Consider the following 17,699-nt stretch of genomic DNA (forward strand, 5'->3'; position numbering starts at 1 on the left):
TTGCTCATCACCCGGCTGATAGCAGACCCCGCCACACTGGAAACCCGGCTCGACGCAATGACCGCGCAGCTGGCGAGCACTTCGGCGCCTGTCGCTCATGCGGCGATGCTCGATTTCTGCGGGGACGTGTTGCAGATCGAGTCCCCGGGAGATGACATGGCGGCCTTTCGTGAGGCGCTTCTTGCGCATTTCCCGCATAGCGATGCGATCATTGCCCGCGAACCGATCCGCGTGCCGCATCTTTTCGTGTCCGACATGGATTCAACCATGATCGGGCAGGAATGCATCGACGAGCTGGCAGACTATGCCGGGCTGAAAGAGAAAATCGCCGAGATTACAGAGCGCGCGATGCAGGGCGAGCTCGACTTTGAAAGCGCGCTGCGCGAGCGGGTAGGGCTGCTTGAGGGACTTGAGGAAAGCGCGATCACCCGCTGCCTTCAGGAGCGCATTTCACCGAATGAAGGCGCACGCGTGCTTGTCGAAACCCTCAAGACACGCGGATGCCGCACGGTGCTGGTAACCGGCGGCTTCCATCATTTCGCCGATGTGGTTGCCGAGCAGCTCGGTTTCGAGCGCGTTGTAGGTAATCGCCTCGAAGTGGCTGACAGCAAGCTGACTGGCGGGCTGGTCGGCGGCATCACTGACAGTTCGACCAAGAAATCGGTGCTGGAGGAAGAACTCGGCATTCTCGGCGACAATGCGGTGAGCATGGCGGCGGGCGACGGTGCGAACGATATTCCGATGCTGGAAGCCTCGACCTACGGTATCGCCTATCGCGCCAAGCCGAAGGCGCGCTCGGCAGCCAATGGCTGGGTTGATCGCGGCGATCTGACCAGCCTGCTGAAGCTGCTGGAAATTCCTGAGAAGGATTGGGTGGCTTAGAGCCAGCTCGCAATCTGGCTGAGCGGCTTCTTGCGGATCGCATGATCGGGCACGGTCGCATTCTCACCCGGCAGGCCGGCAACAATGATCATCAGCGGCTTTTCATTCTTCGGCCTCCCACACAAATCGCGCAGAAAGCCCATTGGTGAAGGCGTATGCGTGAGTGTCGCGAGACCCGCCGCATGCAAAGCTGTAATAAGCATCCCGCAGGCGATGCCGACGCTTTCATTCACATAATAATTCTGCGTTTCGCCATCTTCTTCAATCCCGCCCGTACGTTGGGCAAAGCAGGCAATCAGCCAAGGCGCGGTCTCGAGATAGGGCTTGCTCGCATCGGTGCCGATTGGCGCGAGGGCATTCAGCCATTCTTCCGACGCTTTCGGCTTGTCGCCATCCTCGCCATAAAATTTGCGCTCTTCAGCTTCGGCCGCCTCGCGGATCGCGCGCTTCTTCTCTGGCGACGAAATGACCGCGAAATGCCAAGGCTGGTGGTTGGCGCCATTGGGGGCCGTCCCCGCCGCCAGAATGGCGTTCTCAATCACTTCGCGCGGCACCGGCGTATCGGCAAAATCACGGCAGGAATGGCGTGTTCTCAGATGCTCGTATGTCTGCTCGGCCCGAGCGATGCGCTCCGCATCGGACAGTTCCGGCAATGTGGGGAACGGATGGTGCTTCTCGCTCACCCCTCCATCCAGTCCTTGAAGAAGCTGTGATGGGCGGTGCGCATGTCTTCGACTGATTTGCCGAAAAGCGTTTCGCCGCCTGTCGTACCGATCCGGGTAAAGCCGACCGCGGCCGTCTCGTCATTCTCCGTGCCTTTCGCGAGTGCTTCGTTGAGCGCCTGCGTGTCCGGGACGGTGATGACGTAGCGGCCCTGGTCTTCGCCGAACCACCACTGCGCGTCGGTGTACTCGGAATGGCCTTTCTGCATCTCCGCGCCGATCCCGCCGGACATCGCCATTTCGGCGAGAGCCACGGCAAGTCCGCCATCGGAAATGTCATGCACGGCGCTGACAAGCCCGTCCGCGATGAGCTCGAGAACGATGCGGCCAGCGGCCTTTTCGTAGGTCAGATCGACCGGAGGAGCGCGGCCTTCGTCGCGGCCATGGACCACGTCCAGCCACAGCGACTTTCCGAGATGCGAGCGTTCGGGATCGGCGGTCGCCCAGGCTTCGGGATGGATCAGATAGATCGCTTCGCCCTCTGCCTTGAACGGCATGGTCATCATCTGATCGTAATCGTCGATGATGCCAACGCCGCCGATGGCGGGCGTTGGTAGGATCGCACTCCCGCCGCCGGTCGCCTTGCTTTCATTGTAAAGCGAGACATTGCCCGACACGATTGGGAAATCGAGGTACTTGCAAGCCTTGCCCATGCCTTCGAGAGCGTGGACGAATTGCGCCATGATTTCGGGCCGCTGCGGGTTGGCGAAGTTGAGGCAGTTCGTCACGGCGAGAGGGCGAGAACCCACGGCGCAGAGATTGCGATAGGCCTCGGCAATCGCCTGTTTGCCCCCTTCGTAGGGGTTTGCATGGACATAGCGCGGGGTGCAATCGGTGCTGATGGCGAGCGCCTTCTTCGTACCGTGAACGCGCACAACGCCCGCATCGCCGCCGGTTTGCAGCGTATCGGCGCCGACCTGGCTGTCATATTGCTGGCTGATCCAGCTGCGCGAGGCGAGATTGGGGCTGGCCAGCAGCTTGATGAGATCGCCACCGACATCAGTCGTGTCCGGGCGATCGGTCATAGGCTTGATACCTGCCCATGCGATGTAATCGTCCATCGAGAGGTAGGGGCGGTCGTACTCGGGCGCATCTGCCGCCAGTGGCCCAAGCGGGATGTCGCAAACGACTTCGCCGCCGAATTCGAGCACCATGTGCCGTGTATCGGTGACTTCGCCGATGACTGCGAAATCCAATTCCCACTTCTCGAAGATGGCCTGCGCCATGGCTTCCTTGCCGGGCTTCAGCACCATGAGCATGCGCTCCTGGCTTTCGCTCAGCATCATTTCGTAGGGCGTCATGCCCTCTTCGCGGCAGGGGACCTTGTCCATGTCGAGACGGATGCCCGCCTTGCCATTCGTCGCCATTTCGACGCTGGAGCTGGTGAGGCCCGCCGCACCCATATCCTGAATCGCGACTATGGCATCGGTCGCCATCAGTTCGAGGCAGGCTTCGATCAGCAGCTTCTCGGTGAAGGGGTCGCCCACCTGCACTGTCGGACGTTTCGCATCGGCATCTTCTTCGAAATCGGCAGAGGCCATGGTCGCCCCGTGAATACCGTCACGCCCCGTCTTGGAGCCGACATAGACGATCGGATTGCCGACGCCGGTGGCCGCCGAATAGAAGATCTTGTCAGCATCCGCGACGCCCACCGTCATCGCATTGACGAGGATGTTTCCATCATAGGCCGGGTGGAAATTCGTCTCGCCCGCGACAGTCGGTACGCCCACACAGTTGCCGTAGCCGCCGATGCCTGCAACCACGCCTTTGACAAGGTGCTGCATTTTCGGGTGGTCGGGGCGCCCGAACCGTAAAGCGTTGGCATTCGCCACCGGGCGCGCGCCCATGGTGAAGACGTCGCGCAATATGCCGCCAACGCCCGTCGCTGCGCCCTGGTAGGGCTCGATATAGGAAGGGTGGTTGTGGCTCTCCATCTTGAAGATGGCAGCCTGTCCGTCACCGATATCGATCACGCCGGCATTCTCGCCTGGGCCGCAGATGACCCACGGCGCTTCGGTAGGAAGCTTCTTCAGGTGCAGGCGGCTGGACTTGTAGGAGCAATGCTCCGACCACATGACCGAGAAGATGCCGAGCTCGACAAGATTGGGCTCGCGACCAAGCGCGTTCAGGACGCGGTCGTATTCTTCTTCGGATAGCCCGTGCTGGGCGACGACTTCGGGAGTGATTTCTGACATGGCTCGCGCATTTAGCGGCGCGCTTCGCGAACCGCCAGCCCCCTTGAGTTTGAAATTCCCACCTCCGTTCGTCCTGAGCCTGTCGAAGGGCGCTCTCCATGGCGTCAGCTCTTTTCTCCCTTCGACAGGCTCAGGACGAACGGCTGTCAGCCAGCAACACGCAATGTCACCCAGCAGGCTGTGGCGCTCGCCACACCGGTAGCAAAAGTGCCCCAGGCAATATCGGCAATCGAGATATGCGTGGCCCACACTTTCATCACCGCCTGATTGGTAAGATCGAAAGTCGCATAGCAAAGGCCGCCAACCAGCGCGCCATTCAGCAGGGCGAGCCAGACATTGCCGCTTTCAAGACCGGGGCGCACGCCGAAATAAACCATGCCTGCGATGTAGATGCCATAAAAGGCGAGGGCTGGGCCCATGCGGAAACTGTCGGCGAGGATTTCTCCGATAACGGGACGGTACAGATTCGGTCCCGCCCACCGCAACCAGAAGGAGTCGAGCACTCCGAAAGCCACAGCAGCGGCGACATAAGCAATAATCCACTTCAACATGGGCACTCTCCTTATGCGCCAGCTTGACCCTTGGGCCTGTCAGCGTCAATGGTCGCGCGCATGGCAGAAAACGCCCCCGATATCGCAAATATGAGCTTCGAAGACGCGCTGCGCGCGCTGGAAGATGTTGTCCGCAAGCTGGAAAGCGGCGAGGCGAAGCTGGACGAAAGCATAGACCTCTATGAACGCGGTGAGAAATTGCGCCAGCATTGCCAGGCGCGGCTCGATGCAGCGCAGGAGCGGATCGAGAAGATCGTTGCCGGACCGGACGGCACCGCCAAGGGCACGCAGCCCTTCGATGCGGGCTGATCAGGCATGGGTTTGAAACTCGCCGGGGATTCGATCCTTTCACAAGGGCTTCAGCGCATCCAGCGCGAGATCGACGATGCCTTCGACAGCCTGCTGCCAGTGCCCGAAGACAATTCCGCGCGGCTGGTCGAGGCCATGCGCTATGCAGCGATCGGCGGCGGGAAACGGGTGCGCCCGATGCTCGTCGCAACCGTCGCCGAGATGTATGGCGCGAGCCGCGCGTCAGCGGTGTATGCCGGATGCGCGCTTGAGGCGATCCACGTCTATTCGCTGATCCATGACGATCTGCCTTGTATGGACGATGACGATCTGCGCCACGGCAAGGCGACGCTGCACAAGGAATTCGATGAAGCGACTGCCGTGTTGGCGGGTGACTCGCTGCACGACCTCGCTTTCGAGATCCTCGGCGGACGCAAGGTGAGTGAAGATCCTTTCGTACGGGCCGAACTCGTCCACGCGCTTGCTTCGGCCAGCGGCCATAAGGGCATGGCGGGCGGTCAGATGATGGACATCGTCGCCGAGACCGAAGGCAAGGACTTCGACCTTCACACCATCACTCGCCTTCAACAGCTCAAAACCGGCGCGCTGCTCGGCGCTGCTGTCGAAATGGGCGCAATCATCGGCAAAGTGCCCGAAGAAGGTCGCGGTCATCTGCGCGCTTACGCCCGGGACATCGGCCTCGCTTTCCAGATCGCCGACGATCTGCTCGATGAGGAAGGCGACGAAGAGAAGGCCGGCAAGGCGCTGCGCAAGGATGCCGACATGGGCAAGGCGACGTTCGTCAGCCTGATGGGCGTCGAAGATGCCCGCGCACAGGCGCATGCACTGGCTCAGCAGGCCATCGGCCACTTGGCACAGCACGGCAAGGAAGCTGACCTGCTGCGGGCGCTGGCGACCTTTATCGTGGAGCGGGATCGGTGAATAGTTGGGTTGCAGTGGCCTGTTTTTCTGTCCTTGCAGGATGCAGTGCGCAATCTTCGGAGGGACTAGTTTCAAGCGAGGCTAAAATCGAATTGATCGAACTGGCGCGGACGACGGCCCATATGCCAGAGTGTGAGGTGTCTCGCATTACCGATGCTCTGCAAACGAGATTGTCAGAAGCTGACGATGGTATGGCGCCTGATCTAGCCGTCCGGTTTGATGTCGACCAGCGGTGTGCTGATGCTTGGTATGACAACGCAGACTCAGCAGGATGGCTACGGCTGGATCATGGCGGATTTGAATCGGTCGACGGTTCAATGGTTACGATAGGTTACCGAACTAGCGAACCGGCGGGAATGGGTGTCGCTTGGTGGGAAAGGGGTCATGTCGATGGGCTGCCAGTTTGGACGCCACCCTCTGTAGAGGTCGATCATGACTGACCGCATTGGCATCTACCCCGGCACCTTTGACCCAGTAACCCTCGGCCATGCAGATATCATTCGGCGGGGCGCGAAGCTCGTCGACAAGCTGATCGTCGGTGTCACCACCAATCCCAGCAAGACCGCCATGTTCACTACGGACGAGCGGATGGACATGATGCGCGCGGAGATAGACCGGCTCGGGCTCGACAATGTCGAGATCCAGGGTTTTGACGCTCTGCTGATGAAATTCGCCGAGCATGTGGGCGCAAGCGTGATCGTGCGCGGCCTGCGCGCTGTGGCTGATTTCGAATATGAATATCAAATGGCGGGAATGAACCAGCAGCTCGATGATTCTATTGAGACGGTGTTCCTCATGGCCGACATCTCGCTGCAGCCGATCGCCAGCCGGTTGGTGAAGGAAATTGCGCTCTACGGCGGCGACATCGCGCCTTTCGTTGCGCCGCAGGTGAAGGAACTGGTGGACGCGCGGGTCGCCAAAATCGGTCGCAAGGGCGATCTTTAGCCGGGCTTCTCTCCACCGCCGCGCCGAACATGTTCATTGAACTGTCAGTCTCGCCGCTCTAAACCGCCGCCATATCCAATTTTGCTATCCGGACGGGATCTATGTTTCGCACATTCGCGCTGACGGCTGCTGCCGCACTTGTTTTCACTTCATCGCCGGCAATGGCGCAGGAAGAATTGCAACCGGCAAACCAGGCTGCCGAAGCTGCGAATGAGCAAGCGATGCAAATGCCGTTGCAGGTCAATTTCGATATGAACCAAGATCGGCAAAACATCCTGTTTCTCGATCTTTCGACCGGAGAGCGCGTGGGCATTCGCCTCGTCCCGCAATGGGCGCCCAACCATGTCGAGCGGATCAAGACGCTGGCGCGCCAGGGCTTTTACAATGGCGTGCCGTTTCACCGCGTGATCGATGGTTTGATGGCGCAGACCGGGCGCGGCGAGACCTCGCTTCCCAATCTGGAAGAGGAATTCAACTTCCTTCCGCACATTCGCGGCACCGTTTCCATGGCGCGCCTGCCGAACGATAATGACAGCGCGAACAGCCAGTTCTTTATCGTGTTCTACCCCCATTTCGCGTGGGATCGGCAGTACACCAATTTCGGCCGCGTCATCCACAACATGCCCGCAGTCGATGCCATCCAGCGCGGCGAGCCGCCTGCGAACCCGACGCGCATTCTCCAGGCCTCGATCGCAGCGGACAACATCCCGCAGATGATGCCGGGCGCGGACGCTGCGGAAGAGGATGAGGGCGAAATCACGCTCGACATGCTCAACGGCGAATTCTGATTTTCTGAGCAGCAGCGCAAATGCGCGTTGATCTCTTCGATTTTGAGCTGCCGCAGGAGCTGATCGCTCTGCGGCCCGTGCAGCCGCGTGATTCTGCGCGAATGCTGGTGGCCAAAGGTGATGCGCCGTTCGACGATCACACGGTGCGCGACCTGCCGCAGCTGCTCGAACCCGGCGACGTTCTGGTGTTCAACGATACGCGCGTTATTCCCGCCCAGCTTGAGGGGCGCAGGGGTGACGCCAGGATCGGGGCGACGCTGCACAAACGGATCGATCTGCGGCGCTGGCAGGCCTTCATCCGCAATGCGAAACGCGTTCGCGAAGGCGATCAGCTTGTTTTCGGAGGCGGTGTCACGGCGATTGCCGAAGAGCGGCACTCGGATGGCTCCATCACGCTTGCGTTCGAAGGCGAGGAGCCGGTCGAGGTGTTGCTCGACCGGGCAGGCACTATGCCACTGCCGCCCTACATCGCCGGAAAACGCCCGACGGATGAGCGCGATTATTCCGATTACCAGACCATGTTTGCCGTGGAGGACGGTGCTGTAGCTGCGCCCACGGCCGCTCTGCACTTTACACCGGAATTGATTGCGGCGCTCGATGAGCGGGGCATCCAGCGCGAAACCATCACGCTGCATGTCGGAGCGGGCACTTTCCTGCCGGTAAAAGCGGATGATACGGACGATCACCAGATGCACAGCGAATGGGGCCGCATCACTGCTGATGTCGCAGAGCGGCTGAACGCGGCGCGTGCTGCGGGCGGACGGATTATCGCGGTCGGGACGACGAGCCTGCGCACGCTGGAAAGTGCGGCTTGGGAAGACGGCACGATCCAGCCCTTCGAAGCCGACACCAATATCTTCATTACGCCCGGCTACAATTTCCGCGCGGTTGATGGCCTCATGACCAATTTTCACCTGCCCAAATCGACCCTGATGATGCTGGTGAGCGCGTTGATGGGGCGTGACCGCATGATGGCCGCCTACGCCCATGCCATTGCCGCAAAATACCGCTTCTACAGCTACGGCGATTCGAGCCTTCTCATCCCCTAAATTGCCCACCCCGCTGTGACTAAGCCTCGCCTGCGGCTCGGCAAGTCTCGCTCCCCTCCCGCTTGCGGCAGGGGTTTGAGGGTGGGCCCTTGCCATTTGAGTTGCAGAACGCCACCTCATGGCGATGTCTGACGTCATTCTCGATATTCGCGGTCTCGACAAGACCTATGCGGGCGGCGTCAAGGCGCTCACGAACGTCGATTTGCAAATCCGCAAGGGAGAGATTTTCGCGCTCCTCGGGCCCAATGGTGCGGGCAAGACGACGCTGATCGGTTCTGTCTGCGGCATGGTGCGGCCGACGGGAGGCTCGATCGAGGTCTTCGGAAAGGATCTCTCCAAGAGCTGGAAAGCCATTCGCCAGCGTGTGGGCCTGGTTCCGCAGGAACTCAGCTTCGACATGTTCGACAAGGTGATCCGGCAGGTCCGCTATTCGCGCGGCATGTTCGGCTTCCCGCCTGATGAGGCGCGCGTCGAGGAGGTGCTGAAGAGCCTCAGCCTGTGGGATAAGCGCGATGTATCGATCCGCGAACTGTCAGGCGGAATGAAGCGCCGCGTGATGATCGCCAAGGCGCTGGCGCATGAGCCCGAACTGCTTTTTCTTGATGAACCGACCGCCGGTGTCGATGTGGAGCTTCGCCGCGATATGTGGCGGCAGATCGACGCGCTGCGCGAACGCGGGGTCACCATCATCCTCACCACTCATTACATCGAAGAAGCCGAGGAAATGGCCGACCGGGTCGGTGTAATCAACAAGGGCCAGATCCTTCTGGTCGACGACAAGGATTCGATCATGGCGCGGCTTGGTCGGACGGAGGCGCATTTCACCCTCGAAAAGCCGCTGGCAGAGGTACCCGCAACACTCACGAAGTATCCGCTGCATCTTGAAGGCGAGGGCACCTGCCTGGTCTATCGAGGCGGTGACGGAACAGGGAAAGGCAAGCGCGAAATCGCCGATCTGGCGCAGCAACTCGTCCGCGAAGGCCTCACCTATACCGGCCTCGAAACCCGCGACAGCACGCTGGAGGATATTTTCGTCGACCTGGTCGAAGACAACCAGGCGAAGGAGACTGTGCAATGACGCTTAATCTGCGCGGGGCCTACGCCATCTGGAAGAACGAAGTGATGCGGATGTTCCGTACGGCCTTCGGATCGATCCTCTCGCCTGTCATCACCACGTCGCTTTATCTTGTCGTTTTCGGCGCGGCGATCGGCAGCCGCATGGAGCTTCCGGGCGGGGTTGAGTACGGCAGCTTCATCGTTCCCGGTCTGCTGATGCTGACGCTGCTGACCGAAAGCACCAGCAATGCGAGCTTCGGCATCTATATGCCCAAATTCACCGGCGCGATTTACGAGTTGCTCTCGGCTCCCGTGGGCGTGGTCGAGACTTTGGTTGGGTTCGTCGGAGCGGCAGCAGCGAAATCGCTGATTCTCGCAGCGGTGATCTTGGGTACGGCGGCGCTGATTATCGATTATGAGATCGCGCATCCGGTGCTGGCATTCTTCTATATCCTGCTCGTCGCGGCGACATTTTCGCTGCTGGGCTTCATCATCGGGCTGTGGGCGAATAGCTTCGAAAAGCTGCAGATCGTGCCGCTGCTGATCCTGATGCCACTCACATTCCTTGGCGGGACATTCTATTCGATCGACATTTTGCCGGAGCCGTGGCGCTCCGTTTCGCTCATCAATCCGGTGGTCTATCTGGTGAACGGCCTGCGCTGGACGTTCCTCGGCCAGTCGGACTTCCCGATTGCGGTTTCACTCGGCGCAACTGTCGCGTTTTTGCTGATCTGCGTCGGTATCATTGCCTGGATCTTCAAAACCGGATGGCGCCTTCGCGAATGACGCTTGTCGGACTGAAACATCGTTTCATCGACCTGTAAGTTTCATTCAGAATCGAGCAAGCATCGCGGGAGCAATGCGCGGTCAGTCCGATATTTCCGGACTGCACAATTTGCAGGGAAACAGAACATGAAAAAGACCGTATTTGCTCTTGCCGCTTCAGCAGCGGCGCTCGCCATTCCCGCCGCCGCTCACGCGCAGCAGGCAGAGCCCTTCATCGGCGTTTCGGGTGGCTATCACGACCTGAGCGTTGAAGGCGAAGTGGAAGATGAATTCCCGGGCGTCGAAATCAATGACGGCAGCGCAATCGTCGGCGGCTTCGCTGGCGTCGATTTCCTCGCTGGCGGCAATTTCTTCATCGGCGCAGAAGCCAATTTCCACATCGGCACCGACGCTGTCGATTCCGAATATGGCGCATCGGCCCGTATCGGTATCCGTGATGCAGGCGGCGCGAAATATTACCTTCGCGGTGGCTACCAGGAAGTGAACCTCGACTTCGCCAACATCATCGAGATTCCCGGCGTTGAAGTGACCGACGATGATTTTGTCGGCATCGACGATACCGCTGGCGACTACCTGGTTGGTGCGGGTGCGGAATTCCCGCTTGGTGAGACCACTTTCCTGCGCGTCAATGTCGACACTATTGGTTTCGACTCCGCGCGTGCAACCGCTGGTTTTGGCCTGCGCTTCTAATCGTTTGAGCTAAACAGTTTAAGGGCCGGTCTCGCTATTCGCGGGGCCGGCCTTTCGCTTTTGGGGCTGGCGAAGCGGGAGACGAGACGCTAGCGAGCGGCTCATGACGAAACAGCCTCTCTATGCGCTTGCACTGCTTGTTTTGGCCTCTCCTGCGGCGGCGCAAGATGACCAACTGCCAGACGCTGCGCGCGCGATGATAGATGCCGCGATCGCCAATGGCGATGCCGATGATGTGCAAGCTGTAATGAATGCAGCGCGCGCGGCCTTTCCAGAAGAAAGGGCGCAGATCGACGCGATCTGGACGGATTATCAGGAGCAGCAGGCCGCTCTCGCAGCTGAAACCGCAGCCGCTGAGGAGGCCGAGATTCGGCAAGCAGGCCTGCTCGATAACTGGAGCGGGCAGGGCCAGATCGGCGGCTTTCAGTCGACCGGCAATAGTGATGAATTCGGTGTCACCGCCGCGCTCCAGCTCGAGCGCGAAGGCATCGATTGGGAGCACCGCCTGCGCGCGGCTGCCGACTATCGCCGTGCCGAAGGTGTGACCTCGCGCGAACAATTCCAGATCCTGTATGAACCCCGCTACCAGATTAATGAGCGCCTTTTCGCTTTCGGCCTTGCGCAGTTCGAGCGGGACAGTCGGCAGGGTTTCTCCGCGCGCTATTCGGCGTCAGGCGGCCTCGGCTACCGGGTGATCGATAGCGATGCGGTCGAATTTTCCGTCAAGGCAGGCCCTGCCTACCGCGTGACAGAATTTGTCGACGGGACATCCACCAGCCGCCTCGCTGGCTTGGTTGGTCTCGATTTCGACTGGCAAGTGAGCGACTCCATCAAATTCACGCAGGATGCCAATTCCACCGTTGAAACGGGCGGCGAAGCGCTGTTGATCGTCGATGGCTCCAACACCAGCCTCTCCGCCGTCACTGGTATCGAGGCAGGCATCAGCGATAGCCTGACAGCGCGGGTTTCGTGGACCATCGAATATGACAGCAATCCGCCCGCTGGCGCGGTGAGCACCGACACGCTGACCAGGTTCACGCTGATCTATGGCTTCTGACAAGCCCCGTTTCCGCTTCACGGTTTCAGCGACCGACGGCAAGGCACGCGCGGGCCAGATCGAGATGCGGCGCGGCACGATCCGCACGCCTGCTTTCATGCCTGTCGGCACAGCCGCGACGGTCAAAGCGATGAAGGTTGAGGATGTGCGCGCGAGCGGCGCGGATATCATTCTCGGCAATACATACCACCTGATGCTGCGACCCGGTGCGGAGCGGATCGCACGGCTCGGGGGCCTCCACGAATTCATGCGCTGGAATCGCCCGATCCTGACCGATAGCGGCGGCTATCAGGTGATGAGCCTTTCGGACTTGCGCAAACTTACCGAAAAGGGCGTCGAATTTCGAAGCCATATCGATGGCTCGAAGCATATGCTGACGCCTGAGCGCAGCATGGAAATCCAACGCTTGCTCGGCAGTGACATCGTGATGGCCTTTGACGAATGCCCGCGCGCTGATCGTCCCATGAAAGAAATCGCCGAGAGCATGGAGCTTTCCATGCGCTGGGCAAAGCGCAGCCGTGACGGGTTCGCCAGCGGGCAGGAGCATGCATCTCGTTCCGCCCTGTTCGGCATTCAGCAGGGCGCGCTCAATCAAGAGCTGCGCGGCCAGTCGGCAGCGGCGCTGCGCGAGATCGGCTTCGATGGCTATGCGATTGGCGGCTTGGCGGTTGGGGAAGGGCAGGAGGCGATGTTTGGCGTGCTCGATTATGCGCCTGACATGCTGCCAGAGGATGCGCCGCGCTATCTAATGGGTGTCGGCAAGCCCGATGACCTGGTCGGCGCGGTGGAGCGTGGTGTCGATATGTTCGATTGCGTCCTGCCAACGCGTTCCGGGCGAAACGGGCAGGGCTTTACCTGGAGCGGTCCCGTCAATCTGCGCAATGCGAGGCATAAAGAAGACACCGGACCGCTCGACGAAAAGTGCCATTGCCCGACCTGCACGAATTATTCACGCGCATACCTACATCACTTGCACAAGTCCGGTGAAATCCTTGGCGCAATGCTGCTGACAGAGCACAATATTTCCTTTTACCAGCATTTGATGCAGACGATGCGCGATGCCATTAGCGCGGGAAATTTCGCTGATTTCGCCAAGGGTTTCCGCCTTAACTACCTTGCAAACAAGGCTTAGTTCGCTACGATTCCCTTCAAGAGGGGAATTCTATGACACTGAAAGCCTTGGGGGCTGCCGCCTCCATTTTAGCGCTAGCGCACACTCCGCCTGCGATTGCACAGACGAGTGAAGCAGAGGATCTGGCCGCCCGTTTCGGTGCGCGGCCGACAGTGCTCGATATCAGCCTGTCGCCATCCGGCGCGCAGATTGCCTACATCACATCCGATAACGGCACGGCAGAGCTGCTTTATACAATCGACCTGAACGGAACGGCGGAGCCGCGCCTGCTGAGCACGTTGAATGAGCCTGACGCAGAGCTGACCGAATGCAATTGGGCAAATGAGCAGTGGCTCGTTTGCGAAATCATCGGTTTTGCGCGCGTCGATGGCAGCACGCCGATCTACTATTCGCGCATGCTTTCCATTCCTGCTGTCGAAGGCGAAGACCCGCAGCTTTTGACCTCTCGCCGCTCGTCAAGATCTTACGGCATCATGCAAGATGGCGGCTCGGTCGTCTCGCTCGATGTGGAGGGTGAGGAAAACCGCATCCTGATGACACGCCAATTCCTTGAAGAGGATACGCGCGGTACGCGTCTGGCGAATACAGATCCAGGACTTGGCGTGGAAATGGTGGATGTTAGCCGCAACCGTCGGCGCACAGTGGAAAGCCCGGACGAATTCGCCTCTGCCTATATCGCCGACGACAATGGGGAAATCCGCCTGAAAATCCGCAGGTTGCGGAACAATGTCGGCCGGCTGACTGGAGAGACCGAATATTACTATCGCGAAGCTGGCTCGAATCGCTGGAACGCGTTTGAGGGCGACCTGTCAGGCTTCCGCCCCATCGCGGTCGACGCGGCCAGCAATTCGGCCTTCGGTTTCCAAAGCCGAAATGGCTTCGACGCGCTTTACCGCGTGCCACTCGATGGCAGCGCAACGCCGGAGCTTGTCCTGGCGCGGGACGATGTCGATGTCGACGGCCTGATCCGGATCGGTCGCCAGCAGCGCGTGGTCGGTGTGACCTATGCGACCGAAAAGCGGCAGGTGGAGTATTTCGATCCCGATCTGGAGAGGCTGGCTGGCCAGTTGCAGGACGCGTTGCCAGGCAACCCGCTCATCGGGATCGCCGATGCCTCTGCCGATGAGAATACGCTGCTCGTGGTCGCTTCCAGCGATGTCGATCCGGGCATGACATATCTGCTTGAGCTCGACTCAATGTCGATGTCTCCCGTGTTGCCGTTTCGCGATCATGTCTCCGAATTGCCGATGGCGCCCATGCGCGCGATCACTTTTCCCGCTGCAGACGGCACGGAGATTCCCGGTTATCTGACTATGCCAACCGGTGCAGAAGGTCCGATCGGCGCTGTTGTAATGCCGCATGGCGGCCCGGGAGCCCGCGATGAGTGGGGTTTCGACTGGATGGTCCAGTTCCTCGCTGCGCGTGGCTATGCGGTTCTGCAGCCCAACTTTCGCGGCTCAGCCGGATATGGTGAAGACTGGTTTGGTCGCAATGGCTTCCAGGCATGGGAAACGGCCGTCGGTGACGTGAACGATGCGGGTCGCTGGCTGGTGAGCGAAGGTATCGCCGATCCCGAACGCCTCGGCGTGGTGGGCTGGTCCTATGGCGGCTACGCAGCGCTGCAATCGCAGGTGCTGAACCCTGATCTGTATCAGGCTGTGGTCGGCATCGCGCCGGTAACCGATCTCGACTTGCTGGTCGAGCAGGCGCGCGCCTACACCAATTTCCAGGTCGTTCGCCGCTTCGTGGGTGATGGCCCCCATGTCGATGAAGGCAGCCCGGCTGAGAATGCCGAAAGCTTCCAGTCCCCGGTCCTTCTTTTTCACGGCACGGATGACATCAATGTCGATCACGAACAGTCGCGGCGGATGGAAAACCGGCTGCAAAATGCCGGTGCCGATGTGACCTATGTCGAGTTCGATGGTTACGATCATTATCTTGATCACGGGGAAGTGCGCCGGGACATGTTGCTGGCGATTGACAGCTTCCTTGCAGAGCATCTAGGCGACTAGTCCCAATCGAAACCGATAAGGCTTTTCTCCTTGCCCCTTGCTCCGGAAAAATGCGCCACGATGACGGACGTGCGCGAAGGTGTCGACGCGCTTGATCGCGAGCTTGTTTCGCTGCTGGCCACGCGCTTTGGCTATATGCGCGCAGCTGCACGCATCAAGCCGAGCCGCGACACGGTTCGTGATGAGGATCGCAAGGCGTCGGTCATCGCTGCGGCGGTGGAAGAGGCGCGCAAGGCGGGCATTCCCGAACAGGTGATAGCGGATATCTGGGAAACTCTCGTCGAAGGCTCGATCGCCTATGAATTCGACGAGTGGGATCGGACGCGCGACTAAGCCTGCTCAAGCAGTCAGCGGTTTCTCCCGCTTCTCCAAAATCGTCCCACGATAGGCAACGAAACGACCTTTCGCATCGAGAAAACCTGCGCCGATACGCTCGGCATAGGCCTGCGCCTGACTGAGGCGGTCGTACCACTTGCCTTGGCGCTTTTCGGTGACGAAGCGATATTGGGTCATAGCGATACGTAAATACCTAAAAAGCCGGGAAAGTTCCCGAATTTGCGACAGGCCGAAACGAAAAAGGGCGGCCCCGAAGGACCGCCCCTTTTTGTCGCTCGGTTGGCTCCGACTAGCGCGAGTAGAACTCGACCACGAGGTTCGGTTCCATCTGCACCGGGTAGGGCACTTCGTCGAGCGACGGGACGCGGCTGAATGTAACCTTGTCGTTGCCGTCCACGACTACATAGTCAGGAATTTCACGCTCGGGCAGGCTCTGCGCTTCGATGACCAGTGCCATTTCCTTGGCCTTGTCACCCAGCGAGATCACGTCGCCCACGTCGCAGCGACGCGAGGCGATGTTGCACTTCACACCGTTCACCTTGATGTGGCCGTGCGAAACGAGCTGGCGCGCGGCGAAGATCGTCGGCGCATACTTGGCGCGGTATACGATCATGTCGAGACGACGCTCGAGCAGGCCGATCAGGTTCATGCCTGTGTCGCCCTTCATGCGGCTCGCATCCTTGTAGGTTGCCTTGAACTGCTTTTCAGTTACGTCGCCGTAATAGCCCTTCAGCTTCTGCTTGGCGCGCAGCTGCAGGCCGAAGTCGGACATCTTGCCCTTGCGGCGCTGACCGTGCTGGCCAGGACCGTAGGAACGCTTGTTGACCGGGGAATTCGGGCGACCCCAGATGTTTTCACCCATCCGGCGGTCAAGTTTGTGCTTCGCACGTGTACGCTTCGACATAAGTCGATTCCTTTCAATTCACTGGATCGTCCACATGACGACCATTCAACCCGGCATCGCACCATCATGGCGAAATCCATGATGCGGCCACCGCTTCACCGGGGTGCGGGGCCAATTTCAGCGAAGGCGCGCATTTAGCTACGCGAGGCGTAAAGTCAAGGGTTCTTGGGCCTCAATCGACCTTGCGTGGCGGCTTTTCGAGAGCTGACAGCACGCCGCGCAAGGTGCGCACTTCGAGATGGTTCCAGCCCGGCTTGGTTATGACTCCGCGCAGCGTGCGCCTTGTGGCTTCGGCGCGATCCTTCGGAAAAAAGTAGCCTTTTGGCTTCAGCATTGTTTCCAGATGGGTGATGAGCCCCTCCAGCTCTTCCTGCGGGGCTGGGGGAAGCAATTCTTCTTCGGTGGGAATGTGGAGATCAGCGGTCTTGGACAGTTCGTAAGCGACAAGGATCACCGCCTGCGCGAGGTTGAGCGAGCCAAACTCCGGGTTGATCGGCGCGGTGACGATCGTGCGGGCGAGGGCGACATCATCGGTTTCCAGGCCAGACCGCTCCGGCCCGAACAGGAAGGCGCTCTTGCCCTCCTGCTGCCCCACTTCGCGTGCGGCCCTTTCCGGTGTGAGAACAGGCTTGGTCACACCGCGCTTTCGCACCGTGGTCGCGTAGACATGCGCGCAATCCGCCACCGCCTCTGCCGTGGTATCGAAAACCCTGGCATTCTCAAGCACGATATCGGCACCCGATGCAGAGGGGCCTGCGGACGGATTGGGCCACCCATCGCGCGGTGCGACAAGGCGCATTTCGGCAAAACCGAAGTTCAGCATAGCCCGCGCCGCCTTGCCGATATTCTCGCCCAGCTGCGGGCGGACGAGCACGATGACCGGAGTGTTACTCAGCCCCGACATCGCGAACCGTGCTGGCAAATTCCTGGAAATCCTTTGCCTCGCTGAAATCGCGATAGACGCTGGCGAAGCGGATATAGGCGACGCTGTCGAGCTGGCGCAGGCCGTCCATTACCATTTCGCCGATGCGGCTTGCGGGGATTTCACTTTCGCCGGCGGTCTCCACTTGGCGCTGGATGCCGGACACGAGCTGGTCGATCCGTTCCTGTTCGATATCGCGCTTGCGGCAGGCGAGGGCGACTGACTGCTCGATCTTGGAACGATCGAACGGCTCGCGGCGGGGCTCACCGCCTTTCTCGCCCGATTTGACGACGGTCACGTCGCGTAGCTGGACGCGCTCGAACGTCGTGAAGCGCGCGCCGCAGCCTTCGCACTGGCGACGGCGGCGGATCGCCGTGTTGTCTTCTGTAGGGCGCGAGTCTTTGACCTGACTGTCTTCATGCGCGCAGAATGGGCATCGCAT

20 protein-coding genes are annotated in these 17,699 nt (G+C 60.1%); 13 read left to right on the top strand and 7 right to left on the bottom strand.

Annotated elements, in window-relative coordinates; all coding sequences use genetic code 11:
• Complete coding sequence (gene serB / locus I5L03_RS08015) at positions 1-882, top strand: phosphoserine phosphatase SerB (protein ID WP_234035145.1); 882 nt, start codon at positions 1-3, stop codon at positions 880-882.
• Here the strand turns inward: serB and I5L03_RS08020 are convergent.
• The 3 genes from I5L03_RS08020 to I5L03_RS08030 all read right to left on the bottom strand — a co-directional run bounded on the left by I5L03_RS08020 (position 879) and on the right by I5L03_RS08030 (position 4,350).
• Complete coding sequence (locus I5L03_RS08020) at positions 879-1,565, bottom strand: nitroreductase family protein (RefSeq protein ID WP_197921217.1); 687 nt, start codon at positions 1,563-1,565, stop codon at positions 879-881. The two genes, serB and I5L03_RS08020, sit on opposite strands and share 4 nt — an antisense overlap.
• Entirely contained in the window at positions 1,562-3,799 is a 2,238-nt protein-coding gene (gene purL / locus I5L03_RS08025) for a phosphoribosylformylglycinamidine synthase subunit PurL (protein ID WP_197921218.1), read from the bottom strand. The genes I5L03_RS08020 and purL overlap by 4 nt, the downstream gene beginning before the upstream one ends.
• Before the next feature lie 146 nt (positions 3,800-3,945).
• Entirely contained in the window at positions 3,946-4,350 is a 405-nt protein-coding gene (locus I5L03_RS08030) for a DUF2177 family protein (protein ID WP_197921219.1), read from the bottom strand.
• 60 nt (positions 4,351-4,410) lie between these two features.
• On the opposite strand from I5L03_RS08030, the gene I5L03_RS08035 reads away from it, so the two are divergent.
• The 12 genes from I5L03_RS08035 (at position 4,411) to I5L03_RS08090 (ending at position 15,428) form a co-directional block, all read left to right on the top strand.
• On the top strand, positions 4,411-4,659 hold the full coding sequence (locus tag I5L03_RS08035; RefSeq protein WP_234035146.1) for an exodeoxyribonuclease VII small subunit: 249 nt from the start codon (positions 4,411-4,413) through the stop codon (positions 4,657-4,659).
• 6 nt (positions 4,660-4,665) lie between these two features.
• Positions 4,666-5,580 (top strand): polyprenyl synthetase family protein, encoded by a 915-nt coding sequence (locus I5L03_RS08040; RefSeq protein ID WP_197921221.1) that lies wholly within the window; start codon positions 4,666-4,668, stop codon positions 5,578-5,580.
• Positions 5,581-6,012: 432 nt separating this feature from the next.
• Positions 6,013-6,525, top strand: coding sequence for a pantetheine-phosphate adenylyltransferase (gene coaD, locus I5L03_RS08045; protein WP_197921222.1), 513 nt, complete (start codon positions 6,013-6,015; stop codon positions 6,523-6,525).
• A 101-nt stretch (positions 6,526-6,626) separates the two neighbouring features.
• Positions 6,627-7,313 (top strand): peptidylprolyl isomerase, encoded by a 687-nt coding sequence (locus tag I5L03_RS08050; protein ID WP_197921223.1) that lies wholly within the window; start codon positions 6,627-6,629, stop codon positions 7,311-7,313.
• A 20-nt stretch (positions 7,314-7,333) separates the two neighbouring features.
• The gene (queA, locus tag I5L03_RS08055; protein ID WP_197921224.1) at positions 7,334-8,362 is read left to right on the top strand and encodes a tRNA preQ1(34) S-adenosylmethionine ribosyltransferase-isomerase QueA; all 1,029 of its coding nucleotides are present in this window, start codon (positions 7,334-7,336) and stop codon (positions 8,360-8,362) included.
• Positions 8,363-8,486: 124 nt separating this feature from the next.
• Positions 8,487-9,440, top strand: coding sequence for an ABC transporter ATP-binding protein (locus tag I5L03_RS08060; RefSeq protein ID WP_197921225.1), 954 nt, complete (start codon positions 8,487-8,489; stop codon positions 9,438-9,440).
• Positions 9,437-10,204 (top strand): ABC transporter permease, encoded by a 768-nt coding sequence (locus tag I5L03_RS08065; RefSeq protein WP_197921226.1) that lies wholly within the window; start codon positions 9,437-9,439, stop codon positions 10,202-10,204. Before I5L03_RS08060 ends, I5L03_RS08065 begins: the two co-directional genes overlap by 4 nt.
• 126 nt (positions 10,205-10,330) lie before the next feature.
• Positions 10,331-10,894 (top strand): outer membrane beta-barrel protein, encoded by a 564-nt coding sequence (locus tag I5L03_RS08070; RefSeq protein ID WP_197921227.1) that lies wholly within the window; start codon positions 10,331-10,333, stop codon positions 10,892-10,894.
• Between the two features lie 103 nt (positions 10,895-10,997).
• A complete protein-coding gene (locus I5L03_RS08075) occupies positions 10,998-11,951 on the top strand; it encodes a DUF481 domain-containing protein (RefSeq protein WP_197921228.1) in 954 nt (317 codons plus the stop codon).
• Complete coding sequence (tgt, locus tag I5L03_RS08080; RefSeq protein ID WP_197921229.1) at positions 11,941-13,083, top strand: tRNA guanosine(34) transglycosylase Tgt; 1,143 nt, start codon at positions 11,941-11,943, stop codon at positions 13,081-13,083. Before I5L03_RS08075 ends, tgt begins: the two co-directional genes overlap by 11 nt.
• 32 nt (positions 13,084-13,115) lie before the next feature.
• Positions 13,116-15,095 carry a S9 family peptidase gene (locus I5L03_RS08085; protein ID WP_197921230.1) on the top strand — a complete coding sequence of 660 codons (1,980 nt, stop codon included), beginning with the start codon at positions 13,116-13,118 and terminating at the stop codon, positions 15,093-15,095.
• A 60-nt stretch (positions 15,096-15,155) separates the two neighbouring features.
• Positions 15,156-15,428, top strand: a complete 273-nt coding sequence (locus I5L03_RS08090) for a chorismate mutase (protein WP_197921231.1) — start codon at positions 15,156-15,158, stop codon at positions 15,426-15,428.
• Positions 15,429-15,434: 6 nt separating this feature from the next.
• Here I5L03_RS08090 and I5L03_RS08095 read toward each other — a convergent pair whose 3' ends face one another.
• The 4 genes from I5L03_RS08095 to nrdR all read right to left on the bottom strand — a co-directional run bounded on the left by I5L03_RS08095 (position 15,435) and on the right by nrdR (position 17,699).
• Entirely contained in the window at positions 15,435-15,608 is a 174-nt protein-coding gene (locus I5L03_RS08095; protein WP_197921232.1) for a hypothetical protein, read from the bottom strand.
• A 112-nt stretch (positions 15,609-15,720) separates the two neighbouring features.
• The gene (gene rpsD / locus I5L03_RS08100; RefSeq protein WP_197921233.1) at positions 15,721-16,335 is read right to left on the bottom strand and encodes a 30S ribosomal protein S4; all 615 of its coding nucleotides are present in this window, start codon (positions 16,333-16,335) and stop codon (positions 15,721-15,723) included.
• 172 nt (positions 16,336-16,507) lie between these two features.
• The gene (locus I5L03_RS08105) at positions 16,508-17,239 is read right to left on the bottom strand and encodes an RNA methyltransferase (protein WP_197921234.1); all 732 of its coding nucleotides are present in this window, start codon (positions 17,237-17,239) and stop codon (positions 16,508-16,510) included.
• Complete coding sequence (gene nrdR / locus I5L03_RS08110; RefSeq protein WP_197921235.1) at positions 17,223-17,699, bottom strand: transcriptional regulator NrdR; 477 nt, start codon at positions 17,697-17,699, stop codon at positions 17,223-17,225. Before nrdR ends, I5L03_RS08105 begins: the two co-directional genes overlap by 17 nt.

It is taken from the genome of Aurantiacibacter sediminis (genome assembly GCF_016019885.1).
GTDB classification, from domain to species: Bacteria; Pseudomonadota; Alphaproteobacteria; order Sphingomonadales; family Sphingomonadaceae; genus Alteraurantiacibacter; species Alteraurantiacibacter sediminis.